Annotated in this window: 18 protein-coding genes; 7 read left to right on the plus strand and 11 right to left on the minus strand. The window is 76.1% G+C overall.

Translation table 11 applies throughout. The features are described from left to right. Window positions 1-78 precede the first annotated feature (78 nt). Complete coding sequence (locus ACGH2B_RS03035) at window positions 79-1485, minus strand: amino acid permease (RefSeq protein ID WP_399083621.1); 1407 nt, start codon at window positions 1483-1485, stop codon at window positions 79-81. Between the two features lie 208 nt (window positions 1486-1693). After that, window positions 1694-3805, minus strand: a complete 2112-nt coding sequence (locus tag ACGH2B_RS03040) for a phage holin family protein (protein ID WP_399083624.1) — start codon at window positions 3803-3805, stop codon at window positions 1694-1696. A 225-nt stretch (window positions 3806-4030) separates the two neighbouring features. Between ACGH2B_RS03040 and ACGH2B_RS03045 the strand changes: the two genes are divergently transcribed. Together ACGH2B_RS03045 and ACGH2B_RS03050 are read left to right on the plus strand one after the other, a co-directional pair. Next, the gene (locus ACGH2B_RS03045) at window positions 4031-4822 is read left to right on the plus strand and encodes an MBL fold metallo-hydrolase (RefSeq protein ID WP_399083628.1); all 792 of its coding nucleotides are present in this window, start codon (window positions 4031-4033) and stop codon (window positions 4820-4822) included. Beyond that, window positions 4819-5448 (plus strand): DedA family protein, encoded by a 630-nt coding sequence (locus tag ACGH2B_RS03050; RefSeq protein ID WP_399083631.1) that lies wholly within the window; start codon window positions 4819-4821, stop codon window positions 5446-5448. The genes ACGH2B_RS03045 and ACGH2B_RS03050 overlap by 4 nt, the downstream gene beginning before the upstream one ends. Before the next feature lie 7 nt (window positions 5449-5455). Here the strand turns inward: ACGH2B_RS03050 and ACGH2B_RS03055 are convergent, their stop codons facing one another. Both ACGH2B_RS03055 and ACGH2B_RS03060 read right to left on the minus strand, forming a co-directional pair. Continuing rightward, entirely contained in the window at window positions 5456-6568 is a 1113-nt protein-coding gene (locus tag ACGH2B_RS03055) for an MBL fold metallo-hydrolase (RefSeq protein ID WP_399083634.1), read from the minus strand. A 159-nt stretch (window positions 6569-6727) separates the two neighbouring features. Beyond that, window positions 6728-7933, minus strand: a complete 1206-nt coding sequence (locus ACGH2B_RS03060) for an aminotransferase class I/II-fold pyridoxal phosphate-dependent enzyme (RefSeq protein ID WP_399083637.1) — start codon at window positions 7931-7933, stop codon at window positions 6728-6730. 420 nt (window positions 7934-8353) lie between these two features. On the opposite strand from ACGH2B_RS03060, the gene ACGH2B_RS03065 reads away from it, so the two are divergent. From ACGH2B_RS03065 to ACGH2B_RS03075, 3 genes are all read left to right on the plus strand, one after another. Continuing rightward, complete coding sequence (locus tag ACGH2B_RS03065) at window positions 8354-9838, plus strand: bifunctional phosphatase PAP2/diacylglycerol kinase family protein (protein ID WP_399083640.1); 1485 nt, start codon at window positions 8354-8356, stop codon at window positions 9836-9838. A gap of 143 nt (window positions 9839-9981) precedes the next feature. Further along, window positions 9982-10797, plus strand: coding sequence for a class I SAM-dependent methyltransferase (locus tag ACGH2B_RS03070; protein WP_399083643.1), 816 nt, complete (start codon window positions 9982-9984; stop codon window positions 10795-10797). Between the two features lie 317 nt (window positions 10798-11114). Continuing rightward, window positions 11115-11465: a VOC family protein gene (locus ACGH2B_RS03075; RefSeq protein ID WP_399083646.1), complete on the plus strand. Its 351-nt coding sequence runs from the start codon at window positions 11115-11117 to the stop codon at window positions 11463-11465. A gap of 285 nt (window positions 11466-11750) precedes the next feature. On the opposite strand, the gene ACGH2B_RS03080 is transcribed toward ACGH2B_RS03075, so the two are convergent. After that, window positions 11751-12674, minus strand: a complete 924-nt coding sequence (locus ACGH2B_RS03080; protein ID WP_399083649.1) for an NADP-dependent oxidoreductase — start codon at window positions 12672-12674, stop codon at window positions 11751-11753. A gap of 249 nt (window positions 12675-12923) precedes the next feature. Between ACGH2B_RS03080 and ACGH2B_RS03085 the strand changes: the two genes are divergently transcribed. Continuing rightward, the gene (locus tag ACGH2B_RS03085; RefSeq protein WP_399083652.1) at window positions 12924-13259 is read left to right on the plus strand and encodes a DUF6204 family protein; all 336 of its coding nucleotides are present in this window, start codon (window positions 12924-12926) and stop codon (window positions 13257-13259) included. 54 nt (window positions 13260-13313) lie between these two features. Here ACGH2B_RS03085 and ACGH2B_RS03090 read toward each other — a convergent pair whose 3' ends face one another. The 6 genes from ACGH2B_RS03090 to ACGH2B_RS03115 all read right to left on the minus strand — a co-directional run bounded on the left by ACGH2B_RS03090 (window position 13314) and on the right by ACGH2B_RS03115 (window position 22018). Beyond that, on the minus strand, window positions 13314-13865 hold the full coding sequence (locus ACGH2B_RS03090) for a GNAT family N-acetyltransferase (RefSeq protein WP_399083655.1): 552 nt from the start codon (window positions 13863-13865) through the stop codon (window positions 13314-13316). A 113-nt stretch (window positions 13866-13978) separates the two neighbouring features. Next, complete coding sequence (locus tag ACGH2B_RS03095; protein WP_399083658.1) at window positions 13979-15388, minus strand: CoA transferase; 1410 nt, start codon at window positions 15386-15388, stop codon at window positions 13979-13981. Window positions 15389-15674: 286 nt separating this feature from the next. Next, window positions 15675-17528, minus strand: a complete 1854-nt coding sequence (locus ACGH2B_RS03100; RefSeq protein ID WP_399083661.1) for a CocE/NonD family hydrolase — start codon at window positions 17526-17528, stop codon at window positions 15675-15677. 204 nt (window positions 17529-17732) lie between these two features. Further along, window positions 17733-19745 carry a prolyl oligopeptidase family serine peptidase gene (locus ACGH2B_RS03105; protein ID WP_399083664.1) on the minus strand — a complete coding sequence of 671 codons (2013 nt, stop codon included), beginning with the start codon at window positions 19743-19745 and terminating at the stop codon, window positions 17733-17735. Between the two features lie 109 nt (window positions 19746-19854). Next, window positions 19855-21192, minus strand: a complete 1338-nt coding sequence (locus tag ACGH2B_RS03110) for a M20/M25/M40 family metallo-hydrolase (protein WP_399083667.1) — start codon at window positions 21190-21192, stop codon at window positions 19855-19857. Then, window positions 21185-22018 carry a M55 family metallopeptidase gene (locus ACGH2B_RS03115; RefSeq protein WP_399083670.1) on the minus strand — a complete coding sequence of 278 codons (834 nt, stop codon included), beginning with the start codon at window positions 22016-22018 and terminating at the stop codon, window positions 21185-21187. The genes ACGH2B_RS03110 and ACGH2B_RS03115 overlap by 8 nt, the downstream gene beginning before the upstream one ends. A gap of 423 nt (window positions 22019-22441) precedes the next feature. Here ACGH2B_RS03115 and ACGH2B_RS03120 point away from each other — a divergent pair, with 423 nt between their 5' ends. Further along, window positions 22442-23152, plus strand: coding sequence for a DUF2470 domain-containing protein (locus ACGH2B_RS03120; RefSeq protein WP_399083673.1), 711 nt, complete (start codon window positions 22442-22444; stop codon window positions 23150-23152). Window positions 23153-23332 lie beyond the last annotated feature (180 nt).

Here is a 23332-nt window from a genome sequence, read left to right on the forward strand (position 1 = left end):
CCGCGGCCGTCGGCCCGTACGGCTTCCAGCGTGGCACGCGGGTGCGGGCGGGCGCCCGGCGGCGGGCCGGGCGCCCGGTCACGGCGCCGGGGTGTCCTCGGGGGCCGCCGGGGCCGCGCCGGTGGTGCGGGAGGTGCGGCGGGCGGCCATCCAGGCGTAGACGAGGATGCCGGCGAAGAGGAACAGCACGCCCTGGTAGATCGCGGCGTATCCGGCGCCGGCGACGAGCCAGAAGGTGAAGCCGAACGCGGCGAGCGCCATGGCCAGATCGCGGGCGAAGCGGCCCGGGCGGACCCGGTCGCGTTCGCCGGTGAGCAGGAAGTAGATCTGCGCGCCGGCCGCGAGGAGGTAGGGGACGGTCGCCGAGAAGGTGGTGATGAGCACCAGGATCTCGAAGACGCCGCCGGAGCCCAGCAGGTAGTTGATCACCGTCAGGCCGCTGGCCAGCACCACGGCGGCCAGCACGCCGAAGGTCGGCACCCCGCGCCGCTTGGTCAGGAAGGCGGCGGGGAAGAGCCCGTCCCGCGCGGCGGCGTACGGGGACTGCGCGGACATCAGCGTCCAGCCGTTGAGGGCGCCGACGATCGAGATGACGGCGGCGGCGGCGATCAGCGTGCCGCCCCAGTGGCCGCCGAACATCGCGTCGACCGCGTCCGAGAACGGCGCCTTGGAGTGGATCAGCGCGGCGTGGGAGACGGTGCCGAAGACGGCGACGGTGCCCAGGAGGTAGACGAGGGCGGCGCCGAGGGTGCCCAGGACCGTGGCGCGGCCGACGTTGCGCTCCGGGTCGCGGACCTCGCCCGCGCTCATCGCCGCGGACTCCACGCCCACGTAGCTGTAGAGCAGGATCGCGGCGGCGGCCGAGAGTCCGCCGAGGGTGCCGGTGCTGCCCTCGGTGAACGAGCCGAGGTTGTCCGGGTCGAAGAAGAAGAGTCCGACGATCGCGATGAACAGCAGCGGGACGAACTTCAAAACCGTCGAGACCAACTGGACGGCGGCGATGTAGCGGGTCCCGGCGAGGTTGGCGAGCGCGGGGAGCCACAGGGCGGCCAGCGCCACGGCGAGGTCGGTGCCGCGCCCCGCGTGGCCGGGCAGCAGGACGTGGACGTAGCCGACGGCGGCGACCGCGAGGGCGGCGTTGCTGACCCAGGTCATGGTCCAGTACGACCAGGCCGACAGGAATCCGGCGAAGTCGCCGAACGCCTCGCGGGCGTAGACGTAGGGACCGCCGGTCTCCGGGTGGCGGCGGGCCAGCTTGCCGAAGACCAGGGCGAGGGCCAGAGCGCCGAGGGTGAGGACGCCGAAGGCGACCAGGCTGACCGTGCCGTACGGCGCGACGGACGCGGGGAGCAGGAAGATGCCGCCGCCGATGATGTTGCCCATCACCAGGCAGGTGGCGGTGGCGAGTCCGAAGCGGCGGGCCGGCGGGGGTGCGTCGGTGGCCGCGCCCGTTCCGGGGGGCCGCTCGTCGGGGCTGCGGTGCATGGAAGGGGTGTCTCTCGTCGTGCCGGGGTGTCCGGTGTGCCGGACTGATGCACATGGTCACCGGTTCGGGGCGGGGCGCAAAATCGCCGCGAATGCTCCCGTCAACCGTTCGCCGGGACGGAGGATCTCCGGCACGGCGGGCGGCACGCGGAAAACCCGGGCGCCCGACCGAACGGGTGTCCGCCCTGGTCGGGGGCGTGCGGCGGGCTCACACCTCATCGGCGACCGGCGTGGCGGCCGCCGCCTCGCCGGTCTCCGCCGCCTCGCGCAGCCAGCGGCGCAGCACGTGGTGGACCCGGGCGGCGCCGGTCAGCGGCGGGGCGCCCTCGGGGACCGGGGGTGAGAGGTCGGCGGGGGCGAGCAGGAAGGGGCGGCTCTGGTCACCGCCGAGACCGCCGTGCGAGCCGATCTGCTCCTCGAAGGCGTGCACCTCGCCGGTGGCCGGGTCGTAGGCGGAGTTGACCATGATGTCGGCGACGTGCGGGAAGGCGTCGGTGCGGCGTACCGCGTCGGCGGCACCCGGACCGAACGGGGCGAGCGGGTCGGCGCCGATGATCCGGCCGGTGTCGAGGTGGTGTTCGGCGCCCGCCGGGCCGAGCACCACCGCGCCGTGCGCCGCCGAGCGGATCAGCAGGAAGCCGATGCCGGGGTGGTTGGCGAGGGTGGCGAGGAGGGCCGGGTTGCGGCGGTCCAGCTCCTCGCGGGTGACGCGGCCCGGCATGTCCGGGAACGACACCAGGCCGAGGTTGCCGGAGGCCAGCACCACCGGTTGGGAGACGGCGCGATGGCCGTCGCCGGACCGGCCGGGGGCGGCTCCGTTCCGCGGCGTCTGCCCGGGGGGCTCCGGTGCCGCGTCCTCGGGCCGTCCCAGCGCGGCGCGCGCCGCCTCGCGGGCCTCGGCGCCGCTGCGGGTGCGGCGTACCCGGCGCGGCACCGGCAGCCCGCACCCGGCGCGGACGAGGTCGCCGAGGCTCAGTCCGTAGCGCTCCAGGAAGGTCTCGCCGGGGCTCTGGCCGTGGTCGGAGAGGAGCACGATGCGGTACGGGCGCGGGGCGTGCCGGGCGGCCTCGGCGATCAGGGCGAGGGCCCGGTCGAGGCCGCGGAGCACCTGGTGGGTGTCGCGGTGGCGGGGTCCTGAGTGGTGGGCGACCTCGTCGTAGGCGACGAGGTCGGCGTAGACGGCGGTGCGTCCGGCGATGAGGTCGCCGACGATCGCGGCGACGACCACGTCCCGTTCGACGACGGTGGCGAAGGCGCGCAGGACGGGGTAGAGGCCGCCGCGGCCCACCCGGGGCGTCTCACGCCGGGCGCGCGCCCGCAGCGACTGGCCCGCCTCGCGGAGGATCTCGGCGGCGAAGGAGACGGCGGTGCGGGTGGCGTTGGCCGGGTCGGAGAAGTAGGCGAAGTATCCGGCGCGGGAGCGGGTGGCGCGGCCCCGGCGGGCGGCGACCGACATGACGAGGGCGAGCTGACCCGCGCCGCCGCTGAAGAGGTTGCCGCGGCTGGCGCCGTCGTCGGCGAGGAGTCCGGGGTGGCCGGTGCGGGCCACCGCGCGGCGCTGGAGTTCGGCGGCGGCGGTCGGCCGGTTGCTGACGAGGGTGTGGCCGCTCTCCTTCTCGTACCAGCGGAAGGCGGGCAGGTCGTGGTTGGTGCCGTGCAGGATGCCGAGCTGGCTGGCGCCGGTCTGGCTGGACCAGTCGGTGTGCCAGGGGGTGAGGCGGTGGCCGTCGGCGCGCCAGCGGGCCACCGTCGGCATCAGCGGCCGCTCGCCCTCGGTCGCGTCGCGCAGCACGTCGTGGCCGACGCCGTCGAGCTGGACGAAGAGGGTGCCGGGGGTGCGGGGTGCGGCGGCCTCGGCGCGGCGGGCGCGGCGTCCGGCGAGCCGCACCAGCCGTCTGCGGTACGCCTCGTCGTCGCGGACGGCGAGGAAGGCGGAGGTGGCCGAGGAGGTCGCGGACATCACGGCGGCGACGATCACGGCGGTCTCGGGGGCGACCTGGCCGCGGCCCTCGGGGAGCAGGCCGAGGGCGACGAGCAGCAGCGAGCCGTTGAGGAAGAAGACCAGCAGGCCCAGGACGAGGGCGGGGACCAGCAGGAACGCGCGGACCAGCAGCGGCCAGACCAGCGCGCCGAGGAGGCCGAAGGCGCCGGCGCCGTAGACGGCGCTGAGCGCGGTGCGGGTGAGGCTGTCGCCGCCGGGCGACTGGAGGCGGAAGTCCGGCAGCGCCGTGGCGAGGAGCAGCAGGGTGAGGCTGGACACGGCCCAGACGGCGAGTACGCGCAGCGCGGCGCCGCCGAGGGATCTCCACCGCCCGGTCACGGCCTTCCTCTCCTTCGCTGCGGCCCCGGGCCGCACGGCACGGGCGTCCGCCCCAGCGTGTCATATACGCGTAACCCGTCAGCCTTACCCCCGTGATCGGCGGGAATCGAGCGATACGCGGACTTGTGTCCCGTTGGCCCCGGCGCCGGGCGCGGGGCGGGGATGAGGCAGGATCGGGTTCCGGCGCGCGCGAGAGGTCCGGCGCCGGGAGTCGGGAGGTGCGCGGTGCCGGTGGAGATCACCTGGTGGGGACATGCCACCGCGACGATCGAGGACTCCGGGGTGCGGGTGCTCACCGATCCGCTCTTCACCCGCCGGCTGGCGCATCTGCGGCGCCGCCGCGGCGCCCTGCCGCCGCCCGAGGCCGCCCGCGCCGATCTCGTCGTCGTCTCCCATCTGCACGCCGACCATCTCCACCCCGCCTCCCTCGCCCGGCTCGCGCCCGGGACCCGTCTGGTGGTGCCGCGGGGCGCGGCCGCCGCGGTGCCGGCGCTGCGGCGGGTGGTGCGCGCCCGCGGGCTGCGGCTGACGGAGGTGGCGCCGGGCGGGACGGTCGCGGCCGATGCCGCGGGCACGGTCACCGTCACCGCGGTCCCGGCGGCGCACGACGGGCGGCGGCTGCCGTACGGACCGCACCGGGTGCCCGCCCTGGGCTACGTCGTCCAGGGCCGCGCGCGGACGTACTTCGCGGGTGACACCGGGCTGTACGACGCGATGGCGGAGGCGGTCGGCCCGTGCGAGGTGGCGTTGTTGCCGGTCGGCGGCTGGGGGCCGTTCCTGGGCGGCGGGCATCTGGACGCGCGGCGCGCGGCGCGGGCGGCGGCGCTGCTGGATCCGGTGTGCGCGGTGCCGGTGCACTACGGCACGTACTGGCCGATCGGTCTCGACGCGGTGCGGCCGCACGAGTTCCACGCGCCGGGCCAGGAGTTCGAGCGGCAGGCGGCGCTGCTGGCGCCGGGGGTGCGGGTGTACCGGCCCGCGCACGGCGAACGGGTCCGGCCGGTGATCGCGCGATGACGCCCGCGCTGGTGCTGGCGGCCGCGGTGCCGCCGGAGTCGACGCAGCAGGCGGTGGGCTATCCGTCGCTGTTCCTGCTGGTGGTCGTGGGGTCGCTGGTGCCGGTGGTGCCGACGGGCGCGGTGGTCAGCTCGGCGGCGGTGGTCGCCTTCCACCACGCGTCGCCCCTCGCGCCGCTGTACGTCTTCGGGGTGGCCTCGCTCGCGGCCTTCCTCGGCGATCTGGGCCTGTACGGGCTGGGCGCCCGCGGGCTGCGCGCCGGGAGCGGGTCGCGGTGGCCGGAGCGGCTGCGCGTTCAGGCGGCGCCCGAACGGCTGGCGCGGGCGCGCGAGCGGCTCCGCACGCACGGGGTGCTGGTGCTGACGGTGTCGCGGCTGGTTCCGGCCGGGCGGATCCCGGTGATGCTGGCGTGTCTGCTGTCGCGGATGCCGCTTGCGACCTTCGCCCGCGGCGATGCGCCCGCCTGTCTGGCCTGGACGGCTACGTACCAGCTCATCGGGGTGGCGGGCGGTTCGCTGTTCGGCCGTCCGTGGCAGGGCGTGGTGGCGGCGGTGGCGCTGACCGCGCTGGTCGGCGCGGTCCCGGCGGTGTGGCGGCGGGTGCGGGAGCCGCGCGGCGAGGTGTGAGCACCGGTCAGATCCCGGGCAGCACGCGGGAGGCGCCGACCGGCAGGTCCCAGAGGTCCTCGCGGGGGCGCCCGGTGGCCTGCCAGGCGGCGCGGACACGGTGCAGCGGCTCCATCGGCGGCTCCCCGGAGAGCAGGAACGTCGACCAGTGCATGGGGGCCAGCGCCCGCGCGCCGAGGTCCTGGCAGGCGCGGACCGCCTCCTCCGGGTCGGTGTGCACCGGCCGCAGCATCCACCGCGGGTCGTACGCGCCGATCGGCAGCAGCGCCACGTCGATGCCCGGGTGGCGGCGGCCGATCTCCTCGAACCAGTGGCCGTAGCCGGTGTCCCCGGCGAAGTACACCCGGCGTCCGTCGGGCGCGGTGAGCACCCAGCCGCCCCACAGGGTGCGGCAGGTGTCGAGGAGGGTCCGCTTGCTCCAGTGGTGCGCGGGGACGAAGTCGACGCGTACGGGGCCGCCGGGCGCGGGCAGTTCGACCGCCTCCCACCAGTCGAGTTCGGTGACGGCGGTGAAGCCGCGGCGCCGGGCCCACGGCGCGAGGCCCGCCGGGAGCAGCAGCGGGGTGGTGCGCGGCAGCCGCTTGAGGGTGGGGGCGTCGAGGTGGTCGTAGTGGTTGTGGCTGATGACCACCGCGTCGACGGGCGGCAGGTCCTCCCAGCGGACGCCGACGGGTGTGACGCGGGCGGGGGTGCCGAGGATCTTGCGGGACCAGACGGGGTCGGTCAGGACGGTCAGCCCGCCGATGCTGACGATCCAGCTCGCGTGCCCGGCCCAGGTGACGGCGGTGGTGGCGGGGCCGGCGGCCGGCAGCGGGCCCGGCGCGAACGGCAGGTCCTGGATCTGCGCCAGCGTCTGAGGCGCGGGCCGCAGTTTGCCCTCCCGTGCGATCCGGGCCAGCGCGCGGACGCCGGGCAGCGGGGCGGTCAGCCGGTCGGTGAAGTCCCGCGGCCAGGTGCGGGGTTCGCCCAGGGGCCGGGGTGCGGTGAGCGGCGGGGCGTCCGGGCGGGCGGCCGCACCGGCTCGCCGCACCGCGGAACGGGCCGCGGCGGCCCGTCCCGGGGACGCGGCGGACCCGCTCGGCGGGGACGCGGGGACGGAGCGCTCGGTCTGTTCGGTCATCGCGGTGCTCCCTTTCGGTGAGGTGGGACGGCCGGGCGGGGACAAAGCCGGCGGCGGGGCGGTGGCCGGGCGGGTACGGGTGCGGTGGCGGGCGGGGCGCGGGGCGGGCGGATGGAGGCGCGTGGCGGCACAGGCGTGGGGACGGGCGGTGGCGGACGGTCAGCCGCCCGTGGTCAGGGCGGTCAGGGCGCGGTCCAGGCCGGTCAGGGCTTCGGTGACGGGGGCGGTGCGCAGCGGGTCGGGGGCGGTCAGGACCGGGGGGCGGGCGTCCGCGTCGGGGCCGAGGAGCGCGTCGGTGCCCAGGCGGACGCGGAGCGCGCCGGGGTCGTCGCCGAACCGGTGCCCGCCCCGCGCCGCCCAGGGCGCCAGCTCCCGCTCCAGCGCCGCCGCTCCGGTGACCCCGGCGGCGGCCAGCGGGCGGCGGAGCGGTTCGAGGTCGGCGTAGAGGTGGCTGCCGGCGTGCGGCGGACGGCAGAGCGCGCCGGCGGCGGTGAGGGTGCGGTACAGGGCGGCGGCGAGGGTGCCGTGCAGCCGGGCGGCGGCCGCGGTGCGGGCGCGGACCGGCGCCGGTTCGCCGAGCGCGTACCGGGTGGCATCGGCGAGCGGGCCGGGCAGCGGAGAGTGGGCGGCGCCCAGCGCGCCCAGGGTGGCGGCGCGCAGCGCGGCGCCGCGCTCCCCCGCCGGGAAACGGGCGGTACCGACCGGCCAGGACGCGGGCAGCAGGGTGGCCCGCAGATCGGTCAGCACCACGACGTCCGCGGGCAGCATCTCGGCGGGGCTGAGCACCACCGTGTCGTGCGGATCGTGCAGCAGATCGCGGCGCGTCTCGTCGCTGATCACCCACATCCCCTCCCCCACCGCCGCCTCGCACACCTCGTGCAGCAGCTCGGGCGGCGGACACGTACCGGTCGGATCGTCGGCGACGGACAGCACCAGCGCCCCGGGCCCGTCCCCCTCCAGCCGGGCCCGCCGTACGGTCTCCAGGAAGGCGAACGGGTCCGGCGCGCCGCCCGATTCGGCCGGTACGGGCGCGAGGTGCACGGCGCGGCCGAGCAGCCGGGCGGGCGGCGCGTACCAGGCGGCGCAGGGCCGGGGCAGCACCACGGCGCCGCCCACCGCCGCGTACAGGGCGAGGAGCAGGGCGGGAGCGCCGGGCCCGAGGAGGAGACGGTCGGGGCCGGCGGCCGGGACGCGGCGCGCGGCGTATCCGGCGGCGGCGGCGCGCAGCTCCGGGGAGCCGCCGGGCGGTTCCGGGTCGGCGCGTCCGGCCGCGGCGGCGAGCCGGTCGGCGAGTTCGGGGAGCACCGGGAGGCCCGGCGGGTCCGGGGCGGGCTCCGGCCGCGGATCCGGGGCGGTCCGCTGCATCCGTACCTCCACAGTGCACACGACGGGGCGGTGGGCCGCCGACGGCCGGTCGCGGCGCCGCCGGTGCGCCGACCGGCCGTCGGCCGCGTGGGTCGTTCGTGGGCCCATCACATGAATCACGCCCGGCCCACCTTGGCAGATCCCGCGCCCCGGACACCCCCGACACGTCAGCGGACCCCACGCCACGCCCACCCGGCCGGACCTGACCGCGACATCACCATCCGAACGGAGCAACGGGGAGGCGGGAGGGCCGGGGCGCGGGGTGAGCGGGTCCCGGTGGCGCGGGTGCGGTGCCGGGAAGCGGGGCGTGGTGACCGGGTGCCGGGGCCGGGGGCGGGGCGGTGGTCCGCCGCCCTTCCGGCGCCGGAGCCGGGGGGGCGCTGTCGTGTCCGGACCCCTGCTCGGGGTACAAGGGGGCGCATGCGAACACTCCTGTCCCGAGTCGACCGACGGCTCTTCACCACCATCGCCGCGCGCGAGTGGCCCGGCGCGCAGCGCGTCCTGCCGCGGCTGACCCGCGGCGCGGACCACGGGCTGCTCTGGCTGGGGCTCGCGGCCGGTGCCGCGGCGCTCGGCGGGCGGCCCGCCCGCCGGGCCGCCGTCCGCGGGGTCGCCTCCCTCGCCGTGGCCTCCGCGACCGTCAACACCCTGGGCAAGCGCTCCGTACGGCGCGAGCGCCCGCTGCTGGACCCGGTGCCCGTCATACGCCGTCTGCGCCGTCAGCCCTTCACCTCGTCGTTCCCGTCCGGGCACGCGGCGTCCGCGGTCGCCTTCGCCACCGGGGTCGCCTTCGAGAACAGGTGGTGGGGGCTGGCGCTGGCGCCGCTCGCCGCGTCCGTGGCGTTCTCCCGCGTCTACACCGGGGTGCACTACCCCGGTGACGTGCTGGCGGGCGCCGCGCTCGGCGCCGGTGCCGCCTTCGCGGTGCGCGGCCTCGCCCCGACCCGGGCCCAGCTGGCGCCGCCGGCCCGGCCGCGCGCCGACGCGCCCGCGCTGCCCGGCGGCCGCGGACTGTTCGTGGTGGCGAACCAGGGATCCGGGCAGCGCGGCGAGACCCGGCCGGACCGGGCGCCGGAGGTGCGCGGCTCGCTGCCCCGCGCCACGGTCGTGACCTGCGGCGGGGCGGACGCCCCCGATCTGGACAAGGCGCTGGAGGAGGCGGCGGAGCAGGCCAAGCGGTGCGGCGGGGCGCTGGGCGTGCTCGGCGGCGACGGCACCGTCAACGCGGCGGCCGCCGTCGCGGTCCGGCACGGGCTGCCACTGGCGGTGCTGCCCGGCGGCACCCACAACCACTTCGCCTACGACCTGGGCATCGAGACGATCGGGGAGGCCGCGCGCGCCGTGGAGGACGGCGAGGCGGTCGCCGTCGACCTGGCGTGCTTCGGCACCGCGCCGCACCACGAGAGCCGGCACTTCCTCAACACCTTCTCGATCGGCGCCTATCCGGAGCTGGTCCGGCTGCGGGAGCGCTGGGCGGGCATGATCGGCGCCTGGCCCGCGGGGGTGCTCGCCGCCTGGCACGTCCTGCGCACCGCCGAACCGGTCTCCGCCGAGATCAACGGCCGCCGGATGGAGCTGTGGATGCTGTTCGTCGGCAACTGCTCCTACCGCGGGCTGGGGCTGACGCCCGTACGCCGCCACGATCTGGCCGACGGTGTGCTGGACGTGCGGGTGGTGCGGGCCGGCCGGCTGGCCCGCACCCGGCTGCTGGTCGCGGCGCTGACCGGCACCCCGCGCTCCTCCCCCGTCCTCAAGGAGGCGCGGCTGCGCAGCCTGCGCATCGACGGGCTGCCGGCCGGTACGGATCTGGCGTACGACGGTGAAGTCGCCGCCGCTCCGGGCCCGTTGACGCTGACGAAGGAGAACGAGGCGCTGACGGTCTACCGCCTGCTGCCCGAATCCTGAGATACCTCTCTCGTCATGCAAGACGTCGGCGTACGGTGGTTCCGCACGCCGCGAGGGCGCCCGTGCCACCGGCACGGGCGCCCCGGGGACCCGGGGCGGCCCGCCGGATCGGGCCGCCGTCCGACGCCGCGAAGGAGCCCCCCATGCCGCAGGAAACCGCCGTCTACACCCACGGCCACCACGAGTCCGTCCTCCGCTCGCACACCTGGCGCACCGCCGCCAACTCCGCCGCCTACCTGCTGAGTTCCCTCAAGCCACATATGCAGGTCCTGGACATCGGCTGCGGCCCCGGCACCATCACCGCCGACCTCGCCGCACTGGTGCCGGACGGTCAGGTCACCGCCCTCGACCACGCGCCCGGCATCCTGGAGAAGGCCCGCGCCACCGCCGAGGAGCGGGGCCTGACCAACGTCCGCTTCGCGGTCGGTGACGTCCACGCACTGGACTACCCGGACGACACTTTCTGCGTGACCCACGCCCACCAGGTGCTCCAGCACGTCGGCGACCCCGTCCAGGCGCTGCGGGAGATGCGCCGGGTGACCAAGCCCGGCGGCATCGTCGCCGTCCGCGACGCGGACTACGCGGCGATGACGTGGTACCCGGAGGTCCCCGGCATGGACGCCTGGCTGGACCTCTACGAGCGGGTGGCGCGCGCCAACGGCGGGGAGCCGGATGCCGGGCGGCGCCTGCACGCCTGGGCCCGCGAGGCGGGCTTCGCCCCGGAGACGGTCACCGCGACCGCCTCCGCCTGGTGTTACCGCACCCCCGAGGAGCGCGCCTGGTGGAGCGGCCTGTGGGCGGACCGCACGGTCTCCTCCGCGTACGCCGAACGCGCGGTGGACGGCGGCCACGCCACCCCGCAGGAACTGACGGAGATCGCCGCGACCTGGCGCACCTGGGGCGCCGCCGAGGACGCCTGGTTCGCCGTGCTGAACGGCGAACTCCTCTGCCGGGTGTGAGATCCGCGGGGGCAGGGCGGTGAAGAGGCACGGCAGCGCGGGGCACGGCAGCGCGGGGCACGGCGGCGCGGGGCACGGGCGCCCGAGGTACGGCGGCGCGGGGCACGGGCGCCCGAGGTACGACGCGGGGCGCACGGCCACGCGAGGTACGGCGGGCGCGGGTGCGCGGGGCACGCACCCGCGCGGGCGCACGGCCGCGCGGCACGGCCGCCCGAGGTGTCGCGGCGCGGCCGCACAACCGTGCCCCGCACCATCCCTCACGGTGCGTCCGATCCGCTGATCGCGTACCGCCCGCGCCCTCAACTACCCTGCCCCGTATGGACATTCTGGGGACTTCCTTGCGGGTGTGTGTCGGCGATCTGGACGCGGCGGTCGGGGTCTACGAGCGGTTGACCGGGGCCGAGGCGGTGCGTTTCCGGCGCGGGCCGGTCGCGGTCGCGGCGGTGGGCTGCTTCTTCCTCATGAGCGGTCCGGAGGCGGAGCTCTCGGTGCTGTCGAAGGTGACCGCGACACTGGCCGTCAAGGATGTGGACGAGGCGGTGGCCGATCTGCGGGCGGTCGGCGCGGAGATCATCGCCGGCCCGCTGCCGACCCCGATCGGCCGCAACCTCATCGCCCGCCACCCGGACGGCTCGGTCTTCGAGTACGTCGACCGGCAGGGCGGCTGACCGCACCCCCGACCCGGCAGACGGGCGGTGCGGCTCCGGACACCCCACACCGACGGCCGCACCGCCCGCCCGGAACCGTCCGCACGAGGCCCCGCCCGAGATCAGCCACACAGCTCACCGGGCGAAGCCACCTGGGCGAAGCCGCCCGTCCGAAGCCATGCGCACGAGGCGTCCGCGCAGGTCACCGGCGCGAGAAGCCCTCAAACGGAGTCGCCCGCGCGCGACCGCCCGCACGAGGCCGGCCCCCCGCCCCGCGCCGTCGGCCGGCTCCTCCGCCCACTCCCCTCACGCCACCTCCAGCACGATCTTCCCCCGGACATGGCCGCCCTGGCTGAGGCGGAAGGCGTCGGCCGCCTCGGCGAGCGGGAAGGTGGCCTCGACCGGGACCGTCAGACGGCCGGCGTCCGCCAGCGTGGCGAGGGCGGTGAGATCGGCGCTGTCGGGCCGCACCCACACCATGTGCCCGCCGCGGGCGGTGACCTCGCCGTCGGCGATCGACGCCACCCGGGACGCGTCCTTGAGGACCTCCTGGGAGACGGCCACCACCCCGCCGCCGACGAAGTCCAGCGCCGCGTCCACGCCACCGGGCGCCCTCTCCCGGACCCGCTCGGCGAGCCCGGGACCGTAGGCCACCGGCTCGGCGCCCAGGGAGCGGAGGAAGGCGTGGTTGCGCTCGCCCGCGGTGCCGATGACGCGGGCGCCCTCGGCCACGGCGATCTGCACGGCGAGCGAGCCGACCCCGCCGGACGCCGCGTGCACCAGCACCGTCTCGCCGTGGCGCAGGCCGACCCGGCGGATCGACTGGTACGCCGTCAGCCCGGCGAGCGGCAGCCCCGCGGCCTGCTGCCAGCTCAGAGCCGCCGGACGCCGGGCGAGGGTGCGCACCGGCGCGGCGACCAGCTCGGCGTAGGTGCCGTGCTGGACGGCGTCCTTGCGGACGTAGCCGATGACCTCGTCACCGACGGCGAATTCGGTGGCGTCGGCGCCGGTGGCCACCACCTCACCGGCCACGTCCCAGCCGGGGATGAGCGGGAAGTAGGCGTCCATCATGGGATCGAGCCCACCGGCGACGACCTTCCAGTCGACCGGATTGACCCCGGCGGCACGCACCCGGACGAGGACGGAATCGGGGCCGACCTTGGGGTCGGGGCGATCGGCGAGCGTGAGAACCTCAGGACCGCCGTAACTGTTCGCAATGATTGCCTTCATGTTCGTCACAACGCGTAACCATCGCGGATGATTCCGCGTCCCGCTGCTCTCTCCGGATGAATTTTCCGGGCGCGGTGGCGGCCGAGGACGACGGGCCCGGGCGCCCCCGATGCGCCCGCCGCCGGGAAATTCCCGCGCACCGCCGCCCCCGCCCGTCTACGCTGTCCGCGCCCTCCGGCGGCGCCGGGCGGTACGGACAGCCGGGGCGGCAAACACCCCGCGCACCACGGAATACGGAAAGACGGGCCGATGGCAGCGCAGCACACCTACCGAGTGATCGTCCGCGGCACCTGGGACCGCCTGTCGGCGGAGTCCCGCGCCACCCTCCTCGCCGAGGCCGACGACCACGGGCTGGCGCGGCTGCGGTTCACACCCGAGGGATCGCTGGCCTACGACACCGCGCTGGTGTCGTTCAGCTACCGCTACACCATCGTCTCGGACGCCGAGGACGGAGAGGAGATGGCCGCCGCCCTCGCCGAGGAGAAGGCGGAGGAGGCGCTGCGGGCCGCCGGGCACGGCTACCGCAACCTCCGCTCCACCGCCACCGACATGGACACGATGAAGATCAACCGCAAGGGCCGCTGAGGCCACCGGCTCCCGGGCCCGGGGCCGGTCCGGACCCGGTCACCGTCCGCCCCGTCAGGACGCCGCGTCCCGCGCCACCATCTCGCTGGTGATCGCCCAGCGCTCGTGGTCGCGCCAGGCGCCGTCGATGAAGAGGAAGTCCGGCGAGAAGCCCTCCAGCCGGAAGCCCGCCCGGCCCACCAGCGCGAGGGAACGGGCGTTGCCCGGCTGGATGTTGGCCTCCAGCCGGTGCAGCCCGAGGACGTCGAAGGCGTACCGCAGGACCAGGCCCAGGCCCTCGCTCATCAGGCCGCGCCCGGTGGCGTGGGCGAAGCCGCCGTAGCCGATCGCCCCGCAGCGGAAGGCGCCGTGCACGATGTTGTTGATCGTCAGGTAGCCGGCGAGGGCGCCACCGTCGCGTTCGCAGATCAGGAAGCCCTCGCGCAGCGGTTCGCGGAGCTTGGCGGTGTACCCGGCGTACGCGTCGGCGTCGCACGGCGGGGCGAGCCACGGGTGGTGCAGCGCGGCGCTCTCCCGCGCGCGGGCGGTGAACTCCGCGCAGTCGTCCGGGGTGAAGTGCCGGATGCCCACCCGGGGGCCCGTCGCGAGGTACTGATCAGCGGTCATCGGGCGATCGTACGGAGCGGCGGGCGCGTGGTGCCAGGCACGTCCGGACGGCGCGGGGCAGGCCGGCCGACCTGCCCGGGTCCTCGCGGGCCGGGTCGGCCGGAGCGTCGCGGTCAGCCGTCGCGCCACCGGGGCGCGTCCGCCCCGCACCGGCCGGGCGGGGTGGCCCAGTCCGCGGGCCCGCCGTCGAACGTGACGGGCGAGGCGGCGTACCGCAGCCGGCCGGCCGGGCCGTCCATGGTCCGCAGATGGTGCCCGGGGTCGTACGCGCCGTCGTCCGCGGGGGCGGGCGTGAGGTCCGGGGCGGCGCCGTGCACCAGCCAGCGGGCGGTGCGGGCCAGGGAGACCGTGGTGAGCCGGGCGTCGCCCGTCTCCGTCTGTTCGGTGAGGGAGCGCAGTACCGCCGCGGCGAGCAGGTAGCCGGTGCCGTGGTCGAGCGCCTGGGCGGGCAGGGCACCCGGGGTGCCGTCGGCGTCCGCCTCGACGGCGGCGATGCCGGTGGCCACCTGGACCAGGCTGTCGAAGCCCCGGCGGCCACCCCAGGGGCCGTCGTCGCCCCAGGCGGAGAGGCGGGCGAGGACCAGCCCCGGACGGCGTTCGGCCAGCGCCTCGGGGGCGAGGCCGAAGCGGTCGAGGGAGCCGGGGCGGTAGCCGGTCACCACCACGTCCGCACCGGCCAGCAGCTCCTCGAAGCGGGTCCGGCCGGCGCGGGCGCCCAGGTCGAGGGTGGTGGAGCGTTTGCCGAACCCGGTGTCGTCGTGCGCGTCCTGGCTCTCCGGCAACTGCGGAGCGTCGATCCGCAGCACATCGGCGCCGAGCAGCGCGAGCGTGCGGGTGGCGACCGGGCCCGCGATGACCCGGGTCAGGTCGAGGACCCGCAGGCCGTGGGCGGGCAGCAGCGGAGTGCCGGTCAGGGGCGGCAGGCGGCGGGGCGGGGCGCCCGCGCCGAGGCGCTGGCGGGTGACGAGCGGGTGGGTGGCGACGGTCGCGCCCTGGCCGTGGACGGCCCACTCCTCGGGCGTACGGGCGGCGACCGCGAGACCGCCCGCCGCGTACACCGCCTCCTGGACCTCTTCGGCGCGCCGTCCGGCCAGCTCGGCGGCGACGGCGGTGGCGTCGGCGGACGCGGGCAGACCGAGGGCGTGCAGCAACCGCTCGCGGTGGTGCGGGTAGTTGGCGTGGGTGCGTACCCAGCCGTCGGCGGTGCGCCAGAAGCGGGAGAGCGGGGCGAAGGTGGAGGCGGCGCGGCCGTCGACGCGCAGATGGCGTTCGCTGACGAAGGCGGTCGCCACCGCACCCTCGTCGACGCGGACGGCGGGCACCGGGCGCCCGGTGCGGCGGGCGGTGAGTTCGGCGGCGGCCAGTGCGCAGCAGGCGACCGTGGCGCAGGCCAGGTCCCGCACCGGCAGCCGGGCGGGCAGCAGTCCTTGTGACCCGGTGTACCGGATCCGGTCCGTCAGCTCCGGGGCGCCGCCGAGCGCCGCCCACGCCTGCGCGGTCTTCCCGCCGTGTCGTTGCCCCATGGACGCAGTCTGGCACCGTGTGCCGGGCCGGGGGTAGCCGGGGGTGGGCGGCGAACGGAGCGCCGGAGCCGTGGTGGGGCGGGTGGGACGGCAGGTGCGGCGCGCGGCGGAGGCGGACCGTCTCCGTCCGCTGCCGGGCGGTGGTGTACGGGTGTCGGCCGCGGGGCTCCGGCGCGGGCCGGGCGTCCGTGACCGGCCCGGGAAGGCGCCCGCCCGGCCCGCGCGAACGCGCCGCCCCGGTGGCTCACGGGACGGCGCGCGGGGCCCGCCGGACGCGCCCTTCGCCCTACCGCACGCTCCCCGCGACGACGGGGAGTTCGAGGACCCCGGTGTCGTCGGGGGCGCTGGTGACCGTCACCGGCTTGATGCCGCGGTTGCCCTTGTAGGCGCCGTCGCTCGCGGCGATCGTGAAGCGCAGCCGGTGGCCGGGGGCGTAGCGGTGGACGATGCCCGGCAGTTGGACGGTGAACTTCCGGGTGACGTCGGGGACCCGTACCGGCGCCACCAAGCGGTGCACCAGCGTCTGCGAGCCGTCCGGCGCGACGTCGTAGAGCTTGGCGAAGAGCACCAGCCGGTCGGCGGCGTCCGTGCTGTGCTGGGTCCGCTCGGCCCGGGGCGAGATGACCTTCAGCGTCGCCCGGGGGATGCCCGCGACGTCCAGCGGCTCTCCGGTGACGGGCGCGGACGTCCAGTCCAGGGCGGTGCCCCGCAGGTCGTACGGTGCCGGGTCGGTCATGCCCAGCGTCCCGGCGAGGGAGCTCTCCGAATGGCTGGTGGGGATCAGCCAGTTGCGGTACTCGCGGCTGCCGCGGACCACCTCGGCGCGGCTGCCGACGAGCGTGCCGTCACCGGAGAGGTACAGCTTGCGCGCGCCGGCCGCCGGGAAGGCGTCCGCGGTGGCGTACGTGTCGCCGTCGGCGGCCCAGTCGCGGTAGTAGGCGAAGGCGGGGCCGGTGTCCGTGGCGGTGCGGTGGCGGAGGTAGCGGTCGAACCACGCCAGGACGCGGCGGCCGACGTAGCTGGTGTCCAGGTTGCCCTTGCCCAGGTCGAGTTCGCCGGGCGCGGGATCGGCCATGCCGCCGCTGTGGCCCCAGGACTGCCAGATCATCTTGGTGTCGGTGCCCTGGGCCGTGAGGGTGCGGTAGGTGGCGGCCGCCTCGTTGAGGTTGAAGAGGGTGTCGGCCTCGCCCTGGACGAGCAGGGTCGGCGCCTTGACCGACTTCAGGTACGACACCGGCGAGACGCCGCGCGCGTACGTCAGCATCTGACGGGTGCGGTCCTCGGGGTAACTGCCGGAGTCCAGCAGCCGTTTGGTGCGGCAGGCGCCGGCGACGAAGTGCAGACAGCCCGCGCTGCCGGTCCGGGACGGGTCCAGGCCCGGGTTCAGCAGCCCCTGCGCCTCACCTATCAGGAAGAACCCGCTGGTCCACTCCTTCTTGTACGCGCCGGGAAGCGGGCCGCCGACCCCGTCGGTGCGGCCCGCGTTGTTCGGGTCGAGGGAGTACGAGAGGTCGTTCCAGGTGATGAGGGGGACGAGGGCGTCCACGCGGTGGTCGACGGCGGCGGTGGCCATCTGGATGGCGCCGCCGTAGGAGCCGCCGATCATGCCGACGCGGGGGTCGGGGGCGGCGCCCTTCGCGGTGCGGTCCTTGGTGACGTAGTCGACGCGGGTGCCGTCGTCGGCGGCGCGGGAACCGGCGAGGAAGTCGATCAGTTGGCTCGCCGCCTTCCCGTCGATCCGCGGGTCGTCCAGTGAGATCGGGCAGCCGGACTTGCCGAAGCCGAGCCCGGAGTAGGCGAGGGCGACGTAGCCGCGGGCGGCGAACGCCCGGGCCGTCGCGGCGGTGGAGCCGTCGGACTTGCTGCCGCCGAAGCCGTTGGTGGTCAGCACGGCGGGCGCGGGGTGCGCCGCGTCGGCGCCCGCCGGGCGGTAGAGGTCGGCGTCCACGGTGCAGTCGCGGTCGCCCGCGTGGACGGTGAGCTTCAGCGCGGTGGCGGTGTACGGGTCGGCGGACGCGGCGGTGGCCGGGGCGGCGAGGGTGAGCGGGGCGGTGAGCGCGGTGGCGGTCACCACGGTGAGGGCGGCGCGGAGTGCGGGGCGGGTGGAACGGCGGTGCGCGGGGCGGAAGACGCTGGGCACGAGGACCTCCACGAGACGTGCCGTACCCACCAGTCGGTAACGGCGCGCTCATGCTCCGGTACGCCCGACAGGGGTGTCAACGGCCCGGACGGGAGGGATTCGGGCCCGTCAGGGGGCAGTTGAGGCCCGGTGCGCGCACCGTCCGCCGTCCCGTGCGCCGGTGCCGCCGGGCCGCCCGATGGCGAGGCGGCCCGGCGGCACCGGTCAGGACCGCAGGTCGAGCGGTGTCAGGTCCGGCCGCTCGAAGCCGAACGCATGGGCGTACAGGGCGAGTTCGGACTCCAGGGCGCGGATCATGGTGTCGGCGCGGCGGAAGCCGTGGCCCTCCCCCTCGAAGGCGAGGTAGGCGTGCGGGACGCCGCGCCCGGCGACCTCGGCGAGGAAGCGGTCGCACTGCGCGGGCGGGCAGATGACGTCGTCCAACCCCTGGAGCAGCAGGAACGGTGCCCGGACGCGGTCGGCGTGGTGCAGCGGCGAGCGCTCGCGGTAGCGGTCGGGGACCTCGGCGAGCGGGCCGACGAGGGATTCCAGGTACCGCGATTCGAAGTCGTGGGTCTCGCCGGTGGCCCAGCCCGCGAGGTCCAGGATCGGGTAGCTGATGGTGCCGCAGGCGTACAGGTCCGTCGAGGTGAGGGAGGCGGCGGTGGTCCAGCCGCCGGCGCTGCCGCCGCGGATGGCGAGCCGGGCGCGGTCGGCGGTGCCTTCGTCGGCCAGCGCCCGGGCGACGGCGGCGCAGTCCTCGACGTCGACCACGCCCCACTGCCCGCGCAGCCGCTCCCGGTATTCGCGGCCGTAGCCGGTGGAGCCGCCGTAGTTGACCTCGGCGACGCCGATGCCGCGGGAGGTGAAGTAGGCGATCTCCAGGTCGAGGACGAGCGGGGCGTGGCCGGTGGGACCGCCGTGGGCCCAGACGACGTACGGCGGGAGTTCCCCGTCGGGCGCGGTGTGGTCCGGGTTGTGCGGCGGATAGAGGTGGGCGTGGACGTCGCGCCCGCCGGGCCCGGTGAAGGTACGGGCCTCGGGCCGCGGGTAGTGGGCCGGGTCGACGGCGTCGGTGTGGCGGTGGGCCAGGACGCGGGCGCGGCCGGTGCAGGTGTCCAGTTCGACGATCTCGTAGCCGGTGCGGTGTCCGGCGGCGACGCCGATGACGCGGCTGCCGTGGACGGCGAGGGCGGGCGCCCACTCCGTCCAGGGTCCTGCGGTGTCGACGAGGTCGCCGCTGACCGGGTCGAGGATGCCGAGGGCGGTGGTGCCGTGGCCGTGGAGGGTGGCGACGGTGCCGCTCTCCAGGGGCAGGAACCACCGTGAGCCGATGTTCCACAGCGGCCCGCCGAACTCCTCCTGCCGGGCGCCGCACAGCCGCCGGGGCTCCTTGGCCCGGTCGCCGTCGATCTCGGTGCGGTACAGCTCCCACCAGCCCTCGCGGTCGGAGGCGAAGAGCAGCGCGCCGTCCGGGGCCCATTCGATCTGCGCGACGGACTCCCCGCGCCTGCCGGGCGCGGGCACGTCGGGGCCGAGGTCGCCGAGGAGCGGGCGGACGGCGGTGAACTCCCCGTCCGTGACGTCCGCGAGCATCACGAGGGTGCCGTCCCACGGCATCCGGGGGTGGTCCCAGGCGAGCCAGGCGGCGTGGCGGCCGTCGGGCGACAAGCGGGGGCCGGTCACGAAGCGGTGCCGGTCGTCGCTCAGCTCCCGGACGGCCGCGCGGTCGTCGGCGGCGGAGCCGTCGAGGGGGACGGCGGCGACGAGGCGGCGGACGTCGGTGGGGCCGCCGCCGGTGAACTCCTCCAGGACGCACCACACCTCGTCACCGACGAGCACCGGATCGGCCCAGCGCAGTCCGTCGCCGACGGGTGAGAGCGGGGTGAGGGGCCGGGGCGCCGTGTCGTGGTCGGGGGCGTAGGCGTAGAGGCGCTGATCGGCGAAGTCGCTGAAGACGACGAGCGGCCCGTGGTCGGTGACGGTCCCGGCCCAGGGCTGACCGCCGTACTCGTGGACGCGGCTGCGGACGTTCCAGGGCGCGGGGAGGACGGATTCCTCCGTACCGTCGGCGCGGTGGCGGACGAGCGCCCGGCGGCCGCCCTCGGCGGGGCGCGGCGCGGTCCACCAGATCTCGTCGCCGATCACGCCGATGAAGGCGGGGCGTCCGTCGTGGGCGGCGACGGCCTCGGCGTCCACGGGGGACGTCCAGGTTCCGTAGGGGGCCGTGGTCACCATGCGGGGTCTTCCTCCTTGTGCACCGGCGGGGCCGGATCGTGGGGTGCGCGGACGACGGGGCGTGGCGGGGGCGCGGCCGGCCCCGGGCGGGTGCCGGCCGCGCGGGCGGTCAGGCGCGGAGCAGGAAGCGGTCCAGGACGCGGACGCCGAAGTGCAGGGCGTCGACGGGGACGCGTTCGTCCACGCCGTGGAAGAGCGCCTGGTAGTCGAAGCCCGGCGGGAGCTTGAGCGGCGAGAAGCCGTAGCCGGTGATGCCGAGCCGGGAGAACTGCTTGGCGTCGGTCCCGCCGGACATGCAGTACGGGACGACGTGGGCGTCCGGGTCGAAGTGCTCCAGGGCGGCGCGCATCCCGGCGAAGGCGGGCGAGTCGACGGGTGCCTGGAGGGCGACCTCGCCGTGGTCGACCGTCCAGTCGACGCCGGGTCCGGTGAGCCGGTCCAAGGTGGCGCGGAACTCGTCCTCGCCGCCGGGCACGATCCGGCCGTCCACCTGGGCGGCGGCGCTGCCGGGGATGACGTTCACCTTGTAACCGGCGTCCAGCATCGTCGGGTTGGCGCTGTTGCGGACGGTCGGCTCGACCAGCTCGGCGGCGGTGCCGAGGCGGGCGAGGAGGGCGTCGACGTCGAAGTCCGGTGCGTCCGGGTCGGCGTCGATGCCCTGCAGGGCGGCGAGTTCGCGGAGCGCGGCGCGGACGGTGGGGGTGAGCCGGACCGGCCAGCGGTGCTCGCCGATGCGGGTGACGGCGGCGGCGAGGCGGGTGACGGCGTTGTCGCGGTTGACCTTCGAGCCGTGTCCGGCGCGGCCGTGGGCGGTCAGCTTCAGCCAGGCGGTGCCGCGCTCCCCCGCGGCGACGGGGTAGAGGTGCAGCCCGGTGTCGGTGTGGAAGGAAAAGGCGCCGGATTCGCTGATGCCCTCGGTGCAGCCCTCGAAGAGCGCGGCGTGCCGGTCGGCGAGGAAGCCGGAGCCGTCGTCGGCGCTGGCCTCCTCGTCGGCGGTGAAGGCGAGGACGATGTCGCGGCGCGGCCGGACGCCGTCGCGGGCCCAGCGGCGGACGGTGGCGAGCACCATCGCGTCCATGTTCTTCATGTCGATGGCGCCGCGCCCCCAGACGACGCCGTCGCGGACCTCGCCGGAGAAGGGGTGCACGCTCCAGTCGGCGGGCTCGGCGGGGACGACGTCGAGGTGGCCGTGGACGAGGAGGGCGTCGGCCGACGGGTCGGTGCCCTCGATCCGGGCGACGACGTTGGTACGGCCCTCGGTCCGCTCCAGCAGCGCCGGTTCGAGCCCGGTCTCCGCGAGGGCTTCGGCGACGTACTCGGCGGCCGGGCGCTCCCGGCAGGCGCCGTCGCCGTGGTTGGTGGTGTCGATGCGGATCAGGTCGGAGGTGAAGCGGACGACCTCGTCGAGGGCCTTGTCGTCGACGGCTCCGAAGTGCTGCTCAGCCATACTGTTCCTCCACGGCGGACGAGGCGAGAGTGGTGACCGCCTTGAAGCAGCGGATCCCTTCGTACATGTCGTCGCTGGTGTAGGCGACGCGGCGCTCCCCGCAGCGTTCGACGCCGGGGACGCAGGAGGCGGCGCCGACGAGGTGCTCGGCGTCGAACTCCATCTCCACCCGGAACGGTCCGCCGCGCGCGGGCTCGTGGCGGACCGCCAGCGCGGTGGCCTCGCGGGCCGCCTCGCGGATGTCGGCGGCGGTACGGGCCGGGGGCCGGCAGACGGCGGCGTAGCGGGAGACGTAGTCCTTGACGGCGACGGTGCGGGCGCCGGGGGCGTAGCCGCGGGCGTCGGCGCAGGTGCGGTCGTCGCCGGTGACGAGGACGACGGGGACGCCGTACTCGGCGACGACGAGGGCGTTGAGGTAGCCCTCGCTGGCGCGGGTGCCGTTGACCCAGACGCCGGTGAGGGAGTTGGCGAGGTAGGTGTGGGCGAGGACGCCTTCGGTGCCGGCGCCGGTGTGGTAGCCGACGAAGGCGATGCCGTCGACGTCGCCGTGCTGGACGCCCTCGACCATGCTCAGGGACTTGTGGCGGCCGGTGAGCATCTGGACGCGTTCGTCGAGCTGTTCCAGCAGGAGGTTCCGCATCGTCCAGTGCGCCTCGTTGATCAGCACCTCGTCGGCGCCGCCGGCGAAGAACCCGGCGGCCGCGGCGTTGACGTCGGAGGTGAACATATGGCGGCAGCGCTCCCATTGGGGCGTGCCCGGCAGCACGTCGGCGGGCCAGGTGACGCCGGTGGCGCCCTCCATGTCCGCGCTGATGAGGATCTTCACAGGTCGCGCCCTCTCACCGGTCAGAAGCTGTCCGTACCGTCGTGACCACGGGCTCCGGCGGCCGTTCCCCCTGCGGGGGCGCGCCAGCTCCCGTGTTCGACCGGCCCATCCAAGCATCCTCCGCCCGGGCCGCGCCGCCCCTCCCCCGGTCGGCGGCGGGCGGGCGTGCCGCCGGTCCGGGCGGGCGCGGGGGCGACGGCGGTCCCGGTGGGCGCCGGTCCTCCGCGGGCGCCGGTCCGCCTCGCGTCCGGCCTCTTCCCCCGCGGCGCGTCCCCTCGCGCCCGAACACCTCGGTGCGGCGCGGGACTTGACCGGATCGCCGCGGGCCTCCCGGCGCCACCACCCGCCGACGCCACCCCGGCGCACCCCCGCACACCCCCACGCAAGCAAGGTTAGCCTTACCTAATAATCCAGGAGGCGTGTGTGCGCATCTTCAGCTCCCCCGGGGGACGGCCGACCAGCGCCGAACAGGTCCGTACGATCCTGGCCTCGGCGCAGTCGATGTCCCTGCTGACCGGCGGAGACCGCACGGAGATCTCCCGTACGGGCGCCGACGGGACGGCGAGCCCGCTCCACCTCCATCCGGCACCCGACGGTCACACCGGGACGGAGCGGGAACTTTCCACCACCACTCTCGAATTCACCGATATCGCCCCGCTCCCGGCCCGGAGCCGGGTACGCGCCCGTCTCACCCTGACCGGCCGGCCGCTGCCCCCGAACGGGCCGGGGACGGAGACCGGCCGGTGCCTGGAGTTCGGCCGCGCCGTCCTCACCACGCCCACCGGCCGCACCTCCGTCCCCCTGGACGAACTGCTGGCCGCCGCGCCGGACCCGCTCGCCACCCGCGAGGCGGGCCTGCTCACCCACCTCGCCGACGGGCACGAACACCTCGTCCCCCTGCTGCTGCGCCTGGTCGAGCCGCGCCTGCGCCGCCATGTCCGGCGGGCGCTCCCGCTGGCCCTCGACCGGTACGGCCTCACCCTGCGCCTGGAGTACCCGCTCGGCCACCACGACGTCCGCCTCCCCTTCCACCGGCGACTCCACCACGCCGACCAGTTCGGCCCCCAGCTCCAGGCGCTCCTCGCCACCGCCCGCCGCGCCTCCCACCGCAGCCGCCTCTTCCACGGCTCCTGACGGCGCGACGTATCGGCACGTCGGACACCCGGTGGACCGGCATCCGGAGCCGAGGGGCGATTGTCGGCCACGGGCGTGACGGGTCCGGTGGGCACGGGTGTGACGGGCGGGGCGGTGAACTTCATATGAACACGGCGCAGTTCCACCGACGGCGTCGCAGGCCGAAGGCGCGTCAGCGCG

The organism is Streptomyces sp. BBFR2, assembly GCF_044497305.1.
Taxonomy (GTDB): domain Bacteria; phylum Actinomycetota; class Actinomycetes; order Streptomycetales; family Streptomycetaceae; genus Streptomyces.